This window comes from Inhella gelatinilytica, assembly GCF_016093295.1.
GTDB lineage: Bacteria > Pseudomonadota > Gammaproteobacteria > Burkholderiales > Burkholderiaceae_C > Inhella > Inhella gelatinilytica.
Window position 1 is genome coordinate 662,574 of the sequence record NZ_JAEDAL010000001.1, and the last position, 17,082, is coordinate 679,655.

At 66.7% G+C, this 17,082-nt stretch carries 17 protein-coding genes; 10 read left to right on the forward strand and 7 right to left on the reverse strand.

Annotation, left to right across the window (positions count from 1 at the left end; genetic code table 11):
* Positions 1 to 13: 13 nt before the first annotated feature.
* The gene (locus I7X43_RS03015; RefSeq protein WP_198099407.1) at positions 14 to 1,150 is read left to right on the forward strand and encodes a GGDEF domain-containing protein; all 1,137 of its coding nucleotides are present in this window, start codon (positions 14 to 16) and stop codon (positions 1,148 to 1,150) included.
* Here the strand turns inward: I7X43_RS03015 and I7X43_RS03020 are convergent, their stop codons facing one another.
* Together I7X43_RS03020 and I7X43_RS03025 are read right to left on the reverse strand one after the other, a co-directional pair.
* On the reverse strand, positions 1,151 to 2,125 hold the full coding sequence (locus I7X43_RS03020) for a potassium channel beta subunit family protein (RefSeq protein ID WP_198099408.1): 975 nt from the start codon (positions 2,123 to 2,125) through the stop codon (positions 1,151 to 1,153).
* Positions 2,126 to 2,206: 81 nt separating this feature from the next.
* Positions 2,207 to 2,944 carry a helix-turn-helix domain-containing protein gene (locus I7X43_RS03025; RefSeq protein WP_198099409.1) on the reverse strand — a complete coding sequence of 246 codons (738 nt, stop codon included), beginning with the start codon at positions 2,942 to 2,944 and terminating at the stop codon, positions 2,207 to 2,209.
* Positions 2,945 to 3,062: 118 nt separating this feature from the next.
* Here I7X43_RS03025 and I7X43_RS03030 point away from each other — a divergent pair, with 118 nt between their 5' ends.
* The 7 genes from I7X43_RS03030 to I7X43_RS03060 all read left to right on the forward strand — a co-directional run bounded on the left by I7X43_RS03030 (position 3,063) and on the right by I7X43_RS03060 (position 9,321).
* Positions 3,063 to 4,313, forward strand: a complete 1,251-nt coding sequence (locus tag I7X43_RS03030; protein WP_198099410.1) for an amidohydrolase family protein — start codon at positions 3,063 to 3,065, stop codon at positions 4,311 to 4,313.
* Positions 4,314 to 4,366: 53 nt separating this feature from the next.
* Complete coding sequence (locus I7X43_RS03035) at positions 4,367 to 4,819, forward strand: YiaA/YiaB family inner membrane protein (protein WP_198099411.1); 453 nt, start codon at positions 4,367 to 4,369, stop codon at positions 4,817 to 4,819.
* Positions 4,816 to 5,238: a hypothetical protein gene (locus I7X43_RS03040; protein ID WP_198099412.1), complete on the forward strand. Its 423-nt coding sequence runs from the start codon at positions 4,816 to 4,818 to the stop codon at positions 5,236 to 5,238. Before I7X43_RS03035 ends, I7X43_RS03040 begins: the two co-directional genes overlap by 4 nt.
* Complete coding sequence (locus tag I7X43_RS03045) at positions 5,235 to 6,026, forward strand: DUF2145 domain-containing protein (RefSeq protein WP_198099413.1); 792 nt, start codon at positions 5,235 to 5,237, stop codon at positions 6,024 to 6,026. Before I7X43_RS03040 ends, I7X43_RS03045 begins: the two co-directional genes overlap by 4 nt.
* Before the next feature lie 69 nt (positions 6,027 to 6,095).
* A complete protein-coding gene (locus I7X43_RS03050) occupies positions 6,096 to 7,952 on the forward strand; it encodes an MFS transporter (protein WP_198099786.1) in 1,857 nt (618 codons plus the stop codon).
* Positions 7,949 to 8,521 (forward strand): GNAT family N-acetyltransferase, encoded by a 573-nt coding sequence (locus I7X43_RS03055; RefSeq protein ID WP_198099414.1) that lies wholly within the window; start codon positions 7,949 to 7,951, stop codon positions 8,519 to 8,521. Before I7X43_RS03050 ends, I7X43_RS03055 begins: the two co-directional genes overlap by 4 nt.
* A complete protein-coding gene (locus I7X43_RS03060) occupies positions 8,518 to 9,321 on the forward strand; it encodes a hypothetical protein (RefSeq protein WP_198099415.1) in 804 nt (267 codons plus the stop codon). Before I7X43_RS03055 ends, I7X43_RS03060 begins: the two co-directional genes overlap by 4 nt.
* A gap of 4 nt (positions 9,322 to 9,325) precedes the next feature.
* Here the strand turns inward: I7X43_RS03060 and I7X43_RS03065 are convergent, their stop codons facing one another.
* Positions 9,326 to 11,242 (reverse strand): TonB-dependent siderophore receptor, encoded by a 1,917-nt coding sequence (locus I7X43_RS03065; RefSeq protein WP_198099416.1) that lies wholly within the window; start codon positions 11,240 to 11,242, stop codon positions 9,326 to 9,328.
* Positions 11,243 to 11,392: 150 nt separating this feature from the next.
* Positions 11,393 to 11,818 (reverse strand): SWIB/MDM2 domain-containing protein, encoded by a 426-nt coding sequence (locus I7X43_RS03070; RefSeq protein WP_198099417.1) that lies wholly within the window; start codon positions 11,816 to 11,818, stop codon positions 11,393 to 11,395.
* Between the two features lie 246 nt (positions 11,819 to 12,064).
* Here I7X43_RS03070 and I7X43_RS03075 point away from each other — a divergent pair, with 246 nt between their 5' ends.
* Positions 12,065 to 12,400: a phage holin family protein gene (locus I7X43_RS03075; RefSeq protein WP_198099418.1), complete on the forward strand. Its 336-nt coding sequence runs from the start codon at positions 12,065 to 12,067 to the stop codon at positions 12,398 to 12,400.
* A 3-nt stretch (positions 12,401 to 12,403) separates the two neighbouring features.
* Here the strand turns inward: I7X43_RS03075 and I7X43_RS03080 are convergent, their stop codons facing one another.
* On the reverse strand, positions 12,404 to 13,996 hold the full coding sequence (locus I7X43_RS03080; RefSeq protein WP_198099419.1) for a M48 family metalloprotease: 1,593 nt from the start codon (positions 13,994 to 13,996) through the stop codon (positions 12,404 to 12,406).
* 81 nt (positions 13,997 to 14,077) lie between these two features.
* Between I7X43_RS03080 and moaC the strand changes: the two genes are divergently transcribed.
* Positions 14,078 to 14,560 carry a cyclic pyranopterin monophosphate synthase MoaC gene (gene moaC, locus I7X43_RS03085; RefSeq protein ID WP_198099420.1) on the forward strand — a complete coding sequence of 161 codons (483 nt, stop codon included), beginning with the start codon at positions 14,078 to 14,080 and terminating at the stop codon, positions 14,558 to 14,560.
* Positions 14,561 to 14,577: 17 nt separating this feature from the next.
* On the opposite strand, the gene I7X43_RS03090 is transcribed toward moaC, so the two are convergent.
* Both I7X43_RS03090 and I7X43_RS03095 read right to left on the reverse strand, forming a co-directional pair.
* Positions 14,578 to 16,236, reverse strand: coding sequence for a PglL family O-oligosaccharyltransferase (locus I7X43_RS03090; RefSeq protein ID WP_198099421.1), 1,659 nt, complete (start codon positions 16,234 to 16,236; stop codon positions 14,578 to 14,580).
* Positions 16,237 to 16,304: 68 nt separating this feature from the next.
* Complete coding sequence (locus tag I7X43_RS03095) at positions 16,305 to 17,081, reverse strand: type VI secretion system membrane subunit TssM (protein ID WP_198099422.1); 777 nt, start codon at positions 17,079 to 17,081, stop codon at positions 16,305 to 16,307.
* Position 17,082 lies beyond the last annotated feature (1 nt).

A 17,082-nucleotide genomic window follows, 5' to 3' on the forward strand; every position in this document is an offset into this window, starting at 1 on the left:
GCAAGGGCCTGGCATGGGCTTGGAAGGGCTGCTGACACAGGTCTTGGCGCTGCTCAGCAGCGTCGCGGCCGTGCTGTGGGCGGTCCTGGCCGGGGGGATGCGGGTATCCCCCCGCGCCAGTGGGCTGTTCAGCGCCGCCAATGGCCTGCTGGGCCTGAGCCTGTTGCTCACGCTGCAGCGCGATACCGCGCCTGACTGGGTGGTCTGGCCGGTGGCCGACCTCTTGGGTTTGAGCGCGTACGCCCTGTCCCGCCGTGGCGTGCAGCACTTGTTCAAATTGCCCCACAGCACACGCATCGACCTCATGGTGTGGAGTGCTGTGGCGTTGGGCTATGCCGTGCTACCGCTGGGCAGCGTGTCGGTGCGCGGGTACACGCTGCTGTACTCCCTGCCCGCGGCGTTCTGGCTCGGCGCCCTGGCGTGGGAGCTGGGCCGGGCGCTGCAGGCGCAAGAACCCCGAGCCCTGGGTCTGCCCCTGGCTGCGCCCTTTGCGCTGGCCGCCGCCGTGATGCTGGCACGCACCGGCTGGCTGCTGGACCCGGAGGCGACCGCGACCCCCGACCCTTTAGCGCCGCTGTGGGCCTTTGTGTGTTTGGTGATCTTTTTGAACGTAAGCCTGGCCACCTGCGTCGTCGCCCGTCTGCTGCAAATCATCCGCCGGCAAGCCTTGATCGACCCCCTGACCGGCGTGGCCAATCGGCGCCACTTCAACGAGCAACTGGCCCTGGCCTTGGCCCGCCAGCGGCGCAATGGACAGCCTTTGTGTCTGATGCTGCTCGACTTGGACCACTTCAAACCGCTCAATGATCGCCATGGACACGCCGCCGGTGATGCGGCCTTGGTGCAGGTCGCCCAACGGCTCAAGGCCAGCCTGCGGGAGGTGGATCTGGCCGCGCGGATTGGGGGCGAGGAGTTCGCCTTGCTGCTCCCGGACACGCCGCTTGCCCAGGCGCTGGAGGTGGCCCAGCGCCTGCGACAGACCTTGCGTGCCACCCCACCGCAATGGGATGGGCAGGCCCTCGTCGTCACCGTGAGTGGCGGCGTGGTGCAGGCCCAAGGTAACAGCAGTGCCGAGGGCTTGCTCCAAGCCGCCGATGCCGCCCTCTACCGCGCCAAAGGCGAAGGGCGGGACCGGGTGGTGGCCGGGTAGTTACTGGGCGTGCGGCGCGGTCAAGGCCTCCAGCCGCGCCATAACCTCGGGCGTGAGCTTCTCCCGCAGCGCGAGGGCCCCCAGGTTGTCGCTCAACTGCCGGGCATTGCTGGCGCCCAGGATCACCGTGGATACATTGGGGTTCTGGGTGATCCACGCAATGGCCAGTTGCGCCAGGCTACCGCCCAGTTCCAGGGCCATCGGTTCCAAGGCCGCCACGGCGGCATTGCGGGCGGGATCGATGAGTTGCGCCCGCAGCCACTCTTGGGTGTCAGCCCGACTCCCCGCCGGAATGCCTTGCCGGTACTTGCCCGTCAGCAGCCCCGACGCCAGCGGGCTCCACGTCGTCAGCCCCAGACCGATCTCCCGGTACAGGCGGGCGTACTCTTGCTCGACCCGCTTGCGGTGGAACAGGTGGTACTGCGGCTGCTCCATCAAGGGCTTGTGCAAGTGATGCCGCTCGGCAATTTCATAGGCGGCCCGGATCTCGTCCGCCGCCCATTCGCTCGTGCCCCAATACAGCGCCTTGCCCTGCTCAATGAGGTTGTGCATGGCCCACACGGTCTCCTCAATGGGCGTGTGCGGGTCCGGCCGGTGGCAGTAGATCAAGTCAATGAAATCCAGCTGCATGCGCTGCAGGGAGCCGTCCAGCGCCTGCATCAGGTACTTGCGGTTCAGCGTGTCCTTGCGGTTGATGCCCGCACTATCCCGGTCCAGGCCCCAGAAGAATTTGCTGGAAACGATGTAGTTCAGGCGCGGCCACTTGAGCTTTTTGAGCGCCTCGCCCATCACCCGCTCGCTCTCGCCCTTGGCATAGACCTCGGCGTTGTCAAAGAAGTTCACGCCCGCATCGAAAGCCTGGGCCATGAGCTCGGCCGCGCCGCTGGCGTTGACCTGGTTGTGATACGTGATCCACGAGCCCAGCGAAAGGGCGGAGACCTGCAGGCCCGAACGGCCGAGACGGTTGTAGTGCATGGCAACAAAAAGTGAAACGAAGCCTCGGAATTTAGCGGCTAGATCGCGTTCAGGTCAGATAGAGACCTGACAGCCCCGCAGTTACTGACGACGCAACGAAGCAAAGGGCCCAAAGAGCCAACTGCGCGCAGCCACCACCATGGTGTAAGGCCGCTTTTGATCGGGCGGGAGGCGCTGGTCCGTCAGGTGCTGCTGCGCGAAGTCTTGCGCAACACGCTCCAAGCGTTCGTTAAACGCCACCATGCGGGCGGGGCTGAGCTGGCCGTGCACCAAGAGCAGGCGTTCGCCCTCGCCATCGAAGTCCGCCTCAAAAAATTCTTGCGCTGCATGGTCGCGGAAGAATCGCATGACCGGCCCGCCGGGACGCCACCGGAAAGTCTTGGACACCAGCAGCCGGTAACGGTTCAGCGGACGCAATTCAATGACCCCGAGCCGATCCAGTTGGGCCAAATACCGAATCGCCTCCGGTTCGTCCAGGCGGTAGGTGCCCACGATCTGATCAAAAGACCATTGCGACAGACAGCACAGCGCCATCAGAAGCAACTTGGGGTCGCCCACGACCGCTTGCTCTTGGGCGGCACTCAGTTCGTGCCGCAGCGGCTGGGCGTCGGCCACGCGGCGCGCCAAATCGGCGAAGTCCATCTTCAGCACCCGCAGCACTTCGTCAATCCGTGACAAGGGCAAATCGCCCTCACTCGCAAACATGCGCTTGACGCTGCTCTCGGCCAGCCCCAGGTGCTGGGCCAGTTCGGCGTAAGTGATGCCCGCCAGCTTGAGCTCACTCTTCAGGGCAGCGATGAGGTCACGGGTGCTTGACATGGGCACGAGTATCGCCAGATGCGCCCGCCCGGCGCGCCGGGACGACCCCTGAGGCAAACCGCTGGCCTCGTGGCCAACGGGCGGCCACCATCGCGGCCGTTTCAACCGGAGCCGCGACATGCCCCACCCCCTCACCCGCCGCCGCCTGCTGTGTTGCGGCGCCCTGGCCGCCGCCGGCCTGTTCACCGCCCTGGAGGCGCCCGCCCAGCCCCGCGTCGACCCGCGCCTGCAGGACTGGATCCACGACAGCCTGCACGGCCTGGACGCCACCCAGCTCTGGGATAGCCACTGCCACCTGCTGGGCACTGGCGACAGCGGGTCCGGTTGCACGCTGCACCCCTCGCTGGACCAGTGGTGGCACCCCCTGGAGTACGGGCGCAAGCGCGCCATCCTGCACGGCGCCGGGGTGGCGCCGGGGTCGCCGGACGTCGACCGCAGCTTTGTCCAGCAGCTCGTCACCCTCACCCACGACTTCCCCCCCGGCGCGCGCTGGTTGCTGTTCGCCTTCGAACAGGCCCATGACGCGCGCGGGCGGGCGCTGCCGGAGGCCAGCACCTTTCACGTGCCCAATGCCTATGCCGCCCAGGTGGCCGCACAGCACCCCGAACGATTTGGCTGGGTGGCCTCGATCCACCCCTATCGGCCCGACGCCCTCGCGGCCCTGGCGCAGGCCGCCGCCCAGGGGGCGAAAGCCGTGAAGTGGTTGCCCGCCAGCATGGGCATGGACCCGGCCGATCGGCGCTGCCGGCCGTTTTACGACGCGCTGGTGCAGCACGGGCTTCCGCTCATCGTCCATTGCGGGGACGAGCACGCCGTGCCCGGCCTGGGCCTGCAGGCGCTGGGCAACCCGCTGCGGCTGCGCGTGGCGTTGGAGGCGGGTGTCACGGTCATCGTGGCGCACTGCGCCTCCCTCGGTCAGGCGCCCGACTGGGATCGCCGCAGCGCCCCGCCGCGGCCGGCGTTTGAACTCTTCGCCCGTCTGATGGACGAGGGCCATGAGCGCCTGCTCGGGGACCTGTCGGCGGTGGCGCAGTTCAACCGCTCGCCGGAGGTGCTGCGCACCCTCATTCGACGGGAGGACTGGCACGGGCGCCTGCTGCACGGGTCCGACCACCCCTTGCCCGGTTTGGCCCCGATGGTGCAGCTCGGGGCCCTGGCGCGCGCGGGCCTGATCGACGCCGCCGAACGCCCCGGGCTCACAAGTCTGCGCCGCCACAACCCGCTGCTGTTCGACTTGGTGCTCAAGCGCCGTCTGCGCTGGCAGGGCCAAGCCCTGGCGGCCAGCGCCTTTGCGACCGCGCGGCACTTTGCGGTCTCGCCCCGCGATACCGCCGGCCTCAGCACCCGCCACCCCGGGCAAAGGCTTTGACTGCCGGCCTTCGCCTGGACACCATCGCCCCACCTCAACTCTGGAGCCCCGACATGCCCCGCCCCCTTGCCCCCCGACACGACACCCGCGCCTGGCAAATCCAGGTCTGGGTGTCCTTTGGTGTGGCCGTGCTGCTCTGCGGCTCGGGGCTGGCCTACCTGCCGGTCAGCCCCATCGAGCGCGCCTTTCTGGTGATGGCCTATGTGTTCTGCCTGTGCACGGTGTTTGCCCTGGCCAAGTTCGTGCGCGACCGCCATGCCAACCTGCCCGAAACGCCGGCCTGGGGCTTGGTGGTCTGGGGCGGCTTCGGGGCGGCCATGGCCCTGACCGGCTGGGGCCTGTGGGTGTTGGAGATCCCCTCCGCCTTCGCCGCCTACTTGCTGGTGGCCTGGCTGTTCCTGATCTCGGCGGCCTTCACGCTGGCCAAGACCCTGCGCGACGCCCATGAAGACCGCCTGGCCCTTGGTTTCAACCGCCCCACCCCCACCCCGTCGGAGTCCGTATGAAAGCCCTTGTGAAACACGCTCCCTGCTTCGCCCTCAGCGCCCTGCTGAGCCTGACCGGCCCTGCGGCGCACGCCCATGGGGACGCCTCCGAACTCAGTGCCCTGTCCGCCCTGCCCGTGGCGATCTCGGTTGCGGCGCCGGTGCTGGTGCTGTCGGCCGGGGCCACGCTGAGTGTGGTGGCGCTGGAAGTCAGCGCCGAGGGCACGGTGTGGGTGCTGGAGCGCGCCAGTGACGGGGCCCGCATCAGCCTGCGCTTTGCGGGGCGTCTGGCACACGCCAGCGTGCACGCCGCCGGCACCCTCGTCACGGTGACCGTGCTGTCCGCCGGGCATTTGCTGTCGATCGCCGGCCAGGCCATCGCTTTCGTGCCCAATGCCATCGGCCAGGCGCTGCTGCACCACGAAGAGGTGGCGCGGTGAAGCGCTGGTTGCTGGCCCTGGGCCTGATCGCCGTGCTGGGCGTGGCGCAGGCCGGCCGCCGCTGCGACGAGCAAGTGCCCCAAGCCGACCGCGTGGCCCAGGGCCTGGCCCTGGCGGAGCGCACAGCCCGGGCGCTGGATGCCACGGGCGGCGACGTGGCCCTGCTGGCACGGGCCGGACAGGACCTGCGCCAGTACCGCTTGCAGTGGTCGCACCTGGCCTTTGTCTACCGCGTCGCGCCCTCCACGGACGATGCACCCGGCACCTGGCGCGTGCTGCACAAGCTGAACCACTGCGACAGCGACCGCGCCGGCTTGTTCCGCCAGGGCGTGGGGGACTTCTTCCTCGACGACCCGCACCGCTTCGAAGCCGCCTTCGTGGTGCTGACACCCGAGGCAGCCAGCCGCGTGCGCGCGGTGCTGGAGGACCCCACCCGGCTGCGCGCCTGGCACGAACGCCGCTACAGCGTGGTCAGCTATGCCTGGGGCCAGCGCTATCAGCAAAGCAACCAGTGGGTGGTTGAGACCTTGGCCGGCGCGCTGGAGCCGCAGGCCACCACGCGTGAGCGGGCGCAGGCCTGGTTGCGCCTGCGGGGATACGAGCCCACGGTGTTGCGCATCAGCGCCTGGACCCGACTCGGCGGGCGCATGAGCCGGGCCAACGTCGCCTTTGACGACCATCCGAACAGCGAACGCTTTTCCGACCGCATCGCCACCGTGGGGGCGGACTCGGTGCTGCGCTGGGCGCCGGCTGCGGGCATTTCCGGGCCCGTGCTGACCGTGCGCTGACTACCATCGCCCCCTTGTCACCGGAGGACACGCCCCGTGAGTGCCGCCCATTCCAACCAGTTCGCCCTGATGGGCCAGCGTCGTTTTGCCCCGTTCTTTTGGACCCAATTCCTGGGCGCGGCCAACGACAACCTGTTCAAGTTTGCGTTCACGATGATCGTGACCTTCCAGCTCAGCGTGAGCTGGATGCCGCCGGCTCAGGCGGGCTTGGTGATCGGCGCCGTCTTCATCCTGCCCTTCGTGCTGTTCAGCGCCACGGCCGGGCAGTTGGCGGACAAGCTGGACAAGCGCGGCTTGATGCGCGCCATCAAGAACCTGGAGGTCTTCATCATGGCGCTGGCCGCCTGGGGGCTCTATACCCAGCAGGTCGCGGTACTGCTGGCCTGCATCTTCCTGCTGGGCCTGCACTCCACCTTCTTTGGCCCGGTCAAGTACGCCTACATGCCGCAGCACCTGGCCGCGGAGGAGCTGACCGGCGGCAATGGCATGGTGGAGATGGGCACCTTCGTTGCCATCCTGGCCGGCAACTTGGTGGGAGGGGCCTTGATCGCCATTCCCGGCGATGGCCCCCACTACGTCGCCTGGGCAGGCTTGGCCTTGGCGGTCGCCGGGCGCTTGGCGGCGCAGGCCCTGCCGCCCACGCCGGCCAGTGACGCCGGCTTGACGGTGAACTGGAACCCCGTCTCGGAGACATGGCGCAACCTCCACATCGCCCACCAAAGCCTGGTGGTGTTCCGCTCGTTGCTGGGCATCTCCTGGATGTGGTTTGTGGGCGCTGTCTTCCTGGGCAACTTCCCGGCGTTCGCCAAGGACGTGCTGCACGGCAACGAGCAAGTGGCCTCCCTCCTGCTGGCGGTGTTCTCGGTCGGCATCGCGCTGGGCTCACTGGCCTGCGAGATGCTCTCGCGCCGCATGGTGGAGATTGGTCTGGTGCCGCTGGGCGCCATCGGCATGACGGTGTTTGCGGTGGATCTGTATTTCGCCTGCCAGGGTCTGCCGCCCGCCCCCGCTGCGGCCTACGGGCTCGGGGCCTTCGTGGCCGCGCCGGGCCACCTGCGCGTCATGGCCGACCTGGCCTTGCTGGCGGCCTGCGCGGGCCTCTACAGCGTGCCCATGTACGCCCTGATCCAGCTGCGCGCGCAGGCCACGCACCGCGCCCGCATCATTGCGGCTAACAACATCTTGAACGCGCTGTTCATGATTGGCGCCTCCTTGAGCGCCGGCCTGCTGCTGAGCCAGGGCGCCAGCGTGCCGGAGCTCTTCCTGTTCGTCGGCCTGGCCAACGCCGTGGTCGGCGCCTACATCTTTCTGGTCGTGCCCGAGTACCTGCTGCGCTTCGTCGCCTTCGTGCTCTCTCACACGGTGTACCGGCTGCGCCTGCACGGGGCCGAGCGCATTCCCACCGAGGGTGCGGCGCTCCTGGTGTGCAACCACGTGAGCTTCATCGACGCCGTGCTGTTGATGGGGGTGAGCCCGCGTCCCGTGCGTTTTTTGATGGATCACCGCATCTTCAAGACACCCGTGCTGGGCTGGCTGTTCCGCCTCGCCAAGGCCATCCCCATCGCCCCGCAGAAGGAAGACCCCCAGGCTTACGAGCGGGCGTTTGCCGCGGCCGAGCAGGTGCTGCGCGAGGGCGACTTGCTGGCCATCTTCCCGGAAGGCGGCATCACACGCGACGGCACGCTGCAGCCCTTCAAGGGCGGGCTGATGAAGATTCTGGACGCCCAGCCCGTGCCCGTGGTGCCTATGGCGCTGAAGAACCTGTGGGGCTCGTTCTTCAGCCGCATCGAAGGCGGCCAGGCCATGGTCAAGCCCTTCCGTCGCGGGCTGTTCAGCCCGGTCGAGGTGGTGGTGGGGGAAGCGGTAGCGCCCAGTTCGGTCACCCCTGAGACCCTGCAGGCCCGCGTGCAGGAGCTGCTGGCGTGAAACTGACGACCGAGCGGCTGGCCCTGCTGCCCCCGGCGGCGGTGAGCGCCGCCGCGGTGGCGGATTTCACCCGCCGCAACGCCGTGCACTTCGCCCCTTGGGACCCACCCCGCCCGGCGGCGGTTGAGACCGAGGCCTATTGGGCAGAGAAGCTGCCGGCCCAGCAGGCGGTGCAAGACCGCGGCGAGGGCTGGCGCTGGTTCTTGGTGAGACCCGAGGCGCCCGATCGCGTGATCGGCAAGGCCGAACTGAGCAGCATCGTCCGCGGCCCGCACCACAGCGCCAACCTGGGCTACGCCCTCGATGCCCAGGCCCAAGGCCAGGGTCTGATGACCGAGGCCCTCACCACCATCGTGGCTGCCGCCTTCGGCCCCGGCATCGCCCTGCACCGCTTGCAAGCCGGCTACCGCCCCGAGAACCAGCGCAGCGGCCGCGTGCTGGACCGGTTGGGCTTTCGCGAGATCGGCCTGGCGCGGGATTACCTCTTCATCGACGGCGCCTGGCGCGACCATCGGCTGGTGGAGCTGATCAACCCGCAGTGGACAGCGCCGGTGGGGTGGGGTGCATGAACCCGTGGCGGCTCTTGATCGTGCAAGGGTTCATGCTTCTGGGGATGGTCGCCCCCAGCGCCAGCTGGGCCCTGAGTTGCGTTCCCTTGACCCACCAAGCCGTGCTGGTCTGCGAGGGCTCACCCGCCCACTGCACGGCGCAGTTCGTGATTCTGGAAGTGCCCGACTTTTATTGCCGGCGCCATCCCCTCATCGTTCCGACCGAACCCGGCCTGAGCGCTCAACTGCAGGCTGAGGTGCGGCGCACGGGCAAGTCTTTTTCGGAACCGCGCCTGGTGGTGGCCCATCTGACCTCACCTTATTGGGAGGCTGCCTTCAATCATCCCGGTGGCACGTTGAATTACGGAGAGATGCTGCGTGCCCATGAGCGAAGGGAGGTGGGCTGGCGTGAAGTGCATCACGGGCCTACATCGTTTTGGTTTGAAGAGCGAAGTGAATCCCCCTCGCCAGAGCGTCTAGCCACATTGAAACAAGGAGCGGATGCACGCGCCCGCACCCTGCTCAGCCACGATCGGTGGCACGACATCATCCAATGGGCGCTTCTGGCAGCGATGGCACTGACGCTCATGGGCGGCACATGGCGGTTCATTCGCCAACGCAAGGGGCCGGTGCGGCACTTGGCAGGCATTGCCTTGACACAGTTCTGTGTCGCGGGGGGCTTGGTTTGGGGTCTGTTTGAAGTCGGCTCGCATTCGCCCGTCACGGGGTGGGCGGCGTTGGGGGTGCCTTTCGCCGTCCTGGTGACTGCACTGCAAATCGCTTGCTGCGGCTTCGTCGCTTGGCGCCGCCGACACTTTTAGGTTCTCACCAACTCCCCGACACCGTCAGCTCCACCAGTCGGCGCGGCGCTTCGGCATAGAGCCCCGCACCGCGCAATTCGTAATAGTGCCGGTCAGTCGCATTGGCCACGCGCAGGCGCAGGCTCAGCGGCTGGGCGCCGACGTGCAGCGGGGCGCGCAAGCCCAGGTCCAGCAAGGTGACGGCGGGCAATTCCACCCGGTTGTCCCGCGTGGCGGCCATCGGCCCGGTGTGCGAGACACCAGCGTCCAGACTCACCCCCTGCAAGGCCGCGGGCGACCACACGGCGTTGAGCTTGAGCTGTCGCTCGGGTTGACCCAGCGGGCGCTCGCCCACGCGGCCCAGGGTGACGGCCTCGCCGCGCACGCGCGGCTGCATCCACAAGGCCCCCACGAGCAGGCGCAGCTCCGGCATGGGATGGCCCGCGAGCGAGGTTTCGAACCCGCGGTGGCGCACCTCACCCAGTTGCGTGTAGAGGTTGGCGGCGTCGAGATTGAAGTAGGGCTTCTGGACCTCAAACACCCCGGCCACCCACCGCAAACGCGGCGCCAGCTGCCAACGGAGGCCTGCATCACGCTGCGTGGTGAGGATGGCGGGCACCGCCTGGTTGCGGTTGCTGGCGTTGGGCGGGGCGATGCCGCTTTCCTCCAGACCCCGGGTCAGGCCCGCATAGGCCACCAGGTGAGGGCTCCAATGCCAAGCCCCGCTGAGGTTGCCCAGCACCGGCTGAGAGCGGTCTTCCACCGCGGCCAGGCCCGGACGCTCCAGGCGCTTGCGGTAGGTGGTGCGCTGCACGCCGGCGTTGAGCTCCCACTCACGACCATCGCGCAATTCGTAGGCCAGGCCCAGCCACTGCTGGCGGATGCGGTCCTGGCTGAGCGGCCCGAAGGCGAAAGCCGGCTCGGGGGCGCTCACCGGGTCCTCCACCCGGCCGGGGCCCAGGTCCACCCGAGCCGAGCCGCCATACTGCCGCAAACGTTCCCGCCCAGCCCACTGCAGGTGCCAACGCTGATGCCACTGCGCTCCGCGCCGCGTATGGCTCAGTCGCAGCTCACCGCTGTCTGAGGCGTTGCGGCTCGCGGGGTCGATGGTGAGCTGACGCTGGCCCAAGCCAGTCGCATCGGCCTGAACAATCAGGTGGCTGGCGCCGCGCTCATCGTCAAATTCGGAGTGGAACAAGCCGGCGCGCAGCTGCCACTCCGGCGCCAGGGTCTCGCGCCACAAGGCCCCGCGGTTGCGCGCGGTCCCGCGGTAGTAGGACCAATCCGGCCCCTGGAAGCGCCGCTGCGTGTCGAACTGCGGCAAGGCCGCTGCGGCGGGGCTGACCAAGGCCGCAATTTGGTCGAATGGGGTGTTGTGTTGCGAGAGGAACACCATGGCCTCCCGCTCGGGGCTGGGGCGCCACCACAGCGCCAGGCTGCCATTCGCGCCTTGTGCGTGCGTGCCGTTGCCGTAGCGAATGCGCTGCGCCGACAAGCCCCCCGTCACGCCCCAAGCCGTACCCTTGATCGGCTGCGAAAAATCGACATCCAGGTAACGCCCGCCCCAGTGGTCGGACGTCAAACTGACCTGCCCCTCCCCTTGCGCACCGGGGCGACGCAACTGGTGGTCCACGATGCCGGTGGGCGACGGAAACACGAAGCCCTGCGCGCTCAAACCCACTCTCACCTGGCTGGCGGTGCGCAGGCGGGCGCTCACGCCCCAGACCTGGTCAAAGTACAGCCCGTCAATGCGCACATTGCCCGCGGCGGTGGGCGAAAAACCCCGCACGCTGCCGGTGGTGTACAGCCCAATCGACTCGCGACCCACGCTGGTGCCAAAAGCGTCACTGGCGGCTTTAACGGCGTTGTCGTTGGCCTGGGCAGGCTCGGTCAGCACACAGGCGGCTGCAAGGGCAAGGGGAAGGCGGCGCAGGGCAGTCACGGGGCGGGTCTCTAAAACGGCCGCGCAGTGTAGGCAGGCCGTTCCCCGGTGCCAAAAGCAAGCGAGCTGCGATCACCCCAAAAAGCAAACCCGGCCAAAGGCCGGGTTTGCGGGGGTTGAGCAAGCCGACGGTGTGTCAGCTCGTCACCATCACTTCAGGTGGCTGCTGATCAGCTTGGTCATCTCGAACATCGAGACTTGCGCCTTCTTGAAGATTTCCTTCAGCTTGGCGTCGGCATTGATCATGCGCTTGTTGACTGCGTCTTGCAGCTTGTTCTTCTTGATGTACTCCCACACCTTCTTGGTGACTTCGGTGCGGGGCAGGGCCTTGTCGCCAATGATGGCGGCCAGCGCAGCGCTGGGGGTCAGGGCCTTCATGAAGGCGGCGTTGGGGGTGCGCTTTTTCGCGGGGGCTGCGGCCTTGGTGGCCGGAGCTGCCGCTTTCTTCGCGGGGGCCGCGGCCTTCTTGGCCGGAGCCGCTGCCTTCTTCGCGGGGGCTGCAGCCTTCTTGGCCGGGGCCGCCTTCTTCGCGGGCGCGGCCTTCTTGGCCGGAGCCGCCTTCTTCGCAGTTGCCATGTGAATCTCTCCGTGCGTTGAGGTGATTGCCGGGCTGGGTGAAGGTCGACATCGCCTTCAAATTCTCTCGAGCACCGAGCGCCCGCAATGGTACTGCCGCCCTCTATGAAAAAGAAGCCGTTTCAGAGGGAAATCATGCTCCCAAACCCTGAAAAACCCCCTCGATGTGCGGCAGGGGAGACAAAACCCCCCAAGCACAGCACTCGCGAGGAGTCCTCACACCGTCCTCGCTCTATGCTTCACACCATGAAATTGCTGCTGCGCTGGTTGCTCTTGGCCCTCGCCCTCTTGCTGGTTGCCCACGTGGCCCCCGGCATCGAAGTCAACCATTTGGGCGCGGCCCTGGTGGCTGCGGCTGTGCTGGGGCTGTTCAACACCTTGCTGCGGCCCGTGCTGGTCGTGCTCACATTGCCCATCACCATCGTCACGCTGGGCTTGTTCCTTTTCGTGATCAATGCCCTGCTGTTTTGGGCCACCGCATCGGTGTTGGATGGCTTCAGTGTGGCGAACTTTGGCGCAGCCCTGCTGGGCTCGCTGATGTACAGCGTGCTGGGGCTGCTCATCGACGCCGTCACCCCCTGAGGCTTATTCGAACTCCGGCGGCATGGGGCGATTCGGGTACAGATCCGACCATAGACGACGGCGCTCGTACAGGACCGCCCGCAATCGGGCGTCGATCACCGAGGCCTCGATCGGATCAGCCCCCGCCTGACGGGACAAGCGCAAGGCTGAACGCAGGCGCTCCAATCCCCCGCGCGTGTCCCCCCGGGCCACATGCGCTTCGGCCTGCGCACGCAGACTGCGCAGAGCTTGCCCTTGCACGGCCCAGAGACGGCCGGCCCGCTCCCAAGCCAGTGCATCTTTGGGGTTGAGGGCCAAGTGAGTTTGCAGGGCGTCGAGCACCGATTCACGTTGCGCAGCAGTCACCCCGTCAGCCGCCACCGCTTGCGCGCGCAGCATCAAGGCCGCGTAGGTCCGGTCCTCGGCATACGCGCTCAGCGCCTGCCAGCTGCCCGCGCCGTCCCCCAGGTCCGCCAGCCCTTCGGCACGCAGCCAGGCCAAGTAGCGGGTGACTTGCTGGCGCTCCGCAACGGCCAACGCGTGGCTGAGTCGAGCGGCGACCTGCAATGACGCCTCGGCGCGATCGCGCTGACGGAGCTTGAAGGCCGCCAGTGCCGCACCGTACCGGGCCGCAATTTGCGCCAGGGGGTCGGGGTCACGCCCCCCCGCTTCGAACTGGGCCGCCGCCTGCAAGGCTTCAGCGCGCGAGTCGGCCAACACCCGGGCCCGCGCCGCCATCAGCGCATGCTCCACGGCGCCTTGCGGCAGCGGCTGCGGTTCGTCTTGCTCCACCCGCACGCGGGCATCTGCGATCCGCTCACGGGTCAGGGGATGGGTGCGCAGGTACGGAAACGCGCCGTTGTCCATCAGGTGCGTGGCCTGCTCCATGCGCTCAAACATGCGCGCCATGCCCTCGGAGCGGAAGCCGGCCCGTACCAAAAAACCATGGCCGACCCGATCAGCTTCGCGCTCCAGTTCGCGCGAAAAGCTGAGGCGCCGCCGCATGGCCTCGGTTTCGGCGATGGACATCACGCCGTAGCCCACCCCGGCGTCCCCCGTCTTGGCCATTGCCAAAGCCCCGAGCAACACACCCAGCAAGCGAATCGCCGTTCCCTTGCCTTCATCCGCGACCCCGCGTGCAATGTGTCGCTGCGTAGCGTGGGCCAGTTCGTGCGCCATCACTGCAGCCAATTCATCCCGCGAGCCACTGAGTGAAATCAATCCCAAATTGAAGATGAAGTAGCCGCCGGGAAACGCCGCCGCATTCACCGCGCGCTCTTTGATCAGCAGAGGTTCCCAGGCAAAGCGGTCCCAGAGCTCCTCTGTGAGATTGCCCTGCGCCCGCGCCGCTTCCACCAGTGGCCGCCACAAGCCTCGCACGTACTGCAGCAACAAGGGGTCGTCCAGGGACGCGGGGTCACCGCGGATCTCTGCCGCGATGTAATCCCCATAGCGGCGCTCGTCGCTCAAACTGACCGTATCGGAGATGGAGTCGCCCAGGTCCGGCAGTTGCGCGCCGCTGGGGGGTTGGGCCATGGGGCTGGCAGCGGCCAGGCTCAGACACAGCACCCAGGGACGAAGGTTGATGCGGCGCAAGGCCATCGGACGCAGCTTCATCGGATCTCACTCAAGCGCCCTCGACGCGCAGGGCAGCGGCCTATCATCGCCGCGTTTCATTGCTCGAAGGTTTCTGTGCCCATGTCCACTTCTCCCTTGACCCATTTCGATGCCCAAGGGCAGGCGCACATGGTGGACGTGGGTGGCAAGGCGCCCACCCATCGCGTCGCTCGGGCCCAGGGCGCCATTCGCATGGCGCCGGCCACGCTGCAACTGGTCTCGCAAGGCCAAGCCGCCAAGGGTGACGTGTTGGGCGTAGCCCGCATTGCCGCTATTCAAGGTGCCAAGCGCTGTGCCGACCTGATTCCGCTGTGTCACCCCTTGCCCCTGACGCGGGTGAGCGTGGAGTTCCAACTCGACGCCGAACACTCCCGCGTGATCTGTGAAGCCCAGGCGGAGACCGTGGGCGTCACCGGGGTGGAAATGGAAGCGTTGACCGCGGTGCAAGTGGGCCTGCTGACCATCTACGACATGTGCAAAGCCGCCGACAAGCACATGGTCATGGAAGGCATCCGTGTGCTGGAAAAACGCGGCGGAAAGTCTGGCGACTGGGTCGCGCCTTAACCCCAGCCCCGGCCGGGCTAGAACCCGCGCCAATCGTGCGCCCGCTCGGGGGACTGGCAAAACCAGAGCCCCGCATCCGTTTCACATTCGCTCAGCCATGCACTGCCTTCGCGGCTGCGGAATTCCCGCAGCCGTGCCACGAGGTAGCGCGCCGGATCCGCCTCGCCCCGAGCGTGCAGCTGCTTGGCCCAGGCCATGAGCAGACGCGCATCAATGAAGTGGTGGGCCGTGCGCTGCGCGGCTTGCAACGCCCCTTCATCACTGACCAAGGTGGTGGCTGCGGCGTAGTCAGCCTGGGCTGAAAAGAGGCGCGTCCTTTGCCCGGCCTGAATGCGTTCGCGCAGGGAGCGGCCGTCCTCGGCCGGGGCATAAATGGCCGCCACTTGCTGGTACTCCCAGAGCGCAAACGCACTGCCCAACAACAGCGCCAGTCCCAAGCCCTTGCGCAGGGCGGCCCCACCCGAACTTGTCGGGCCGAACGAATGCTCAGTCGGCGTCACACACAGGCCCCAGGCAAAGGCTGTGGGCAGCAAGAAGTAGAGGTACCACAGTGGGTACTCCAGCATGCTGTGTACGCCCACGATCAGAATCACCATCAAGGGCGCCCGACGGTCCACCGCCCCCTCGCCTTGGGCCCGCCCAGCCGCCCGAACCGCCAGCAGCAGGCCCCAGGCCAACAGCCCCAAGACCAACAGGCCCAGCGGCCACCCCAGTTCCACCAGCAGTTGCAGGGGCAGGTTGTGGCTGTGGTCAAAGAAGGCGATCGGACGGTCCGGAAAGACACTCAAGGTCCACGCCCGGTTGAACTCCCCCCAACCCACGCCCGTCCAGGGGTGGGTCTGCAGCAGGGTCCAGGTGTTGAGCAGAATCTTGATGCGCGACGGGCTGCCGGCCCCTTCTTCGTCCAAACGGATCTCCGCACCAAAGGCGCCCAAGCCCGCGGCCGACAGGCCATGGAACAGAAGCCATGCCCCCAGGGCGTAGAGCGGGGTGGCCGCCAACGCCCAGCGCGCGCCGCGGGGCAACTGCCGATCGAAGAGCCCCCACAGCAGCAGCAGCGGAACCCCCAAATAGAGCCCGGTTCGTGAGGCAGTGAGCACGACCCCCGCCGTGAAGAGGGCCAACCCTGCGGCCACCTTGGGGGCCGACCAGCGGGCCCGTACGCCCCACCAAACCCAGCCCACCGCGGCCCAGAGCAGCCAGGTGGCCAAATGGTTCGGCTGACGCAGATTGCCCACCGCCCGGCCTTCGTAGCCCGAGCGGGCGATCCAAATCCCATCCACCCACTGCGGGGCGTAAACCTGAATGGCGCCTATCACGACGCCGGCACCACCCGCGATCACAAGACCCAGGGCCAAGCCACGGGGCGCGTCGTCCCACGCACCGCAACGGCCGGCATGAAAACACACCCAGGCGGCCATCAAGCTGAAGCTGGCCAGCGCCCCCCCGGTCCAGCCCCCCTGCGCCAGCGCCACGGCCGCCAACAGCAGCAAGACCACCGAAACCGGCCCGCCCCCCGTGCGCGATGTCAATGAGGCCTGACCCACCAGCAGCGCAAAACCCCAAGCCCCCAGTGCCAACAATTGGTTGTAAATCGTCGAAGACGGACTGGTGTTGAAGGCCAGAAGCGTGGGGAGGGCAGTGGCGAGGGCCACAAGATAAAGGCGGGAGTTCAAAGGTCAGGTTGTCCTGCGGTCACACAGAAGAAAACAAGAACGAGACCATCAAGTCAACAGCCATCACCTCACCAACCGCTCACCGGAGCAAAGGCAATGGGTTTAACCGTTTTTCGGTCGAGCACGATCACCCAATTCACCACAGCCTGCTGCTCAAGCGGCAAGTAGCCCAAACCGTCATCAAACTCTGGCGGCGTCATCTTGGTCACCTTCTGCAACTCCGTACTGAGCGAATCGAATCCTTCGCGTCCCTTCAGTTTAGAAACGGGCAACAAGGCTGTTTTCACATCCTGGGTGTGTTCTTCATAGGGCTGCCAATTGCTGGGATCAAACGAAGGCGGCTCGCCGGATAGCGTTTTCAGAACGCGCTCGAAGAATCCCGGTTCGCCTCTCTCTATCATGTGAATAGAAATCAATTTCGGACCCATCCATCCCAGGTTTTTATGGTCGCCACTCACCTTTTTCAAAGCTTCGTCATTAACGTCGACCGCCCGAACGATTCTGAAACGATCCCCTTCGAAAGCCAAACGGACTGGACGGGTTAAAGCAACGGTATAGACACCGTACGCCAAGGCCGCAATCTGAATGACCAATATCAAAGCGATGTCAACCAGCCATTTTTTCTTGGTTTTCGCCGGGTTGAAGAGCACCAAAGTGAGCAACGGTCCACACACCACATCCGCAGCGCACAGCATCAAGAATAACGCCCCGCCACCGGAGATCAAGTAGTAGGGAAATGGAAACCAAACAAAAAATATGAGAAATGCCATCAATGCGGCAACTACGAGTCCGCCACAAAAATGAATCAAAGCGGCCCTTCCTGCCGCGACCAATCGTCTCTTCACC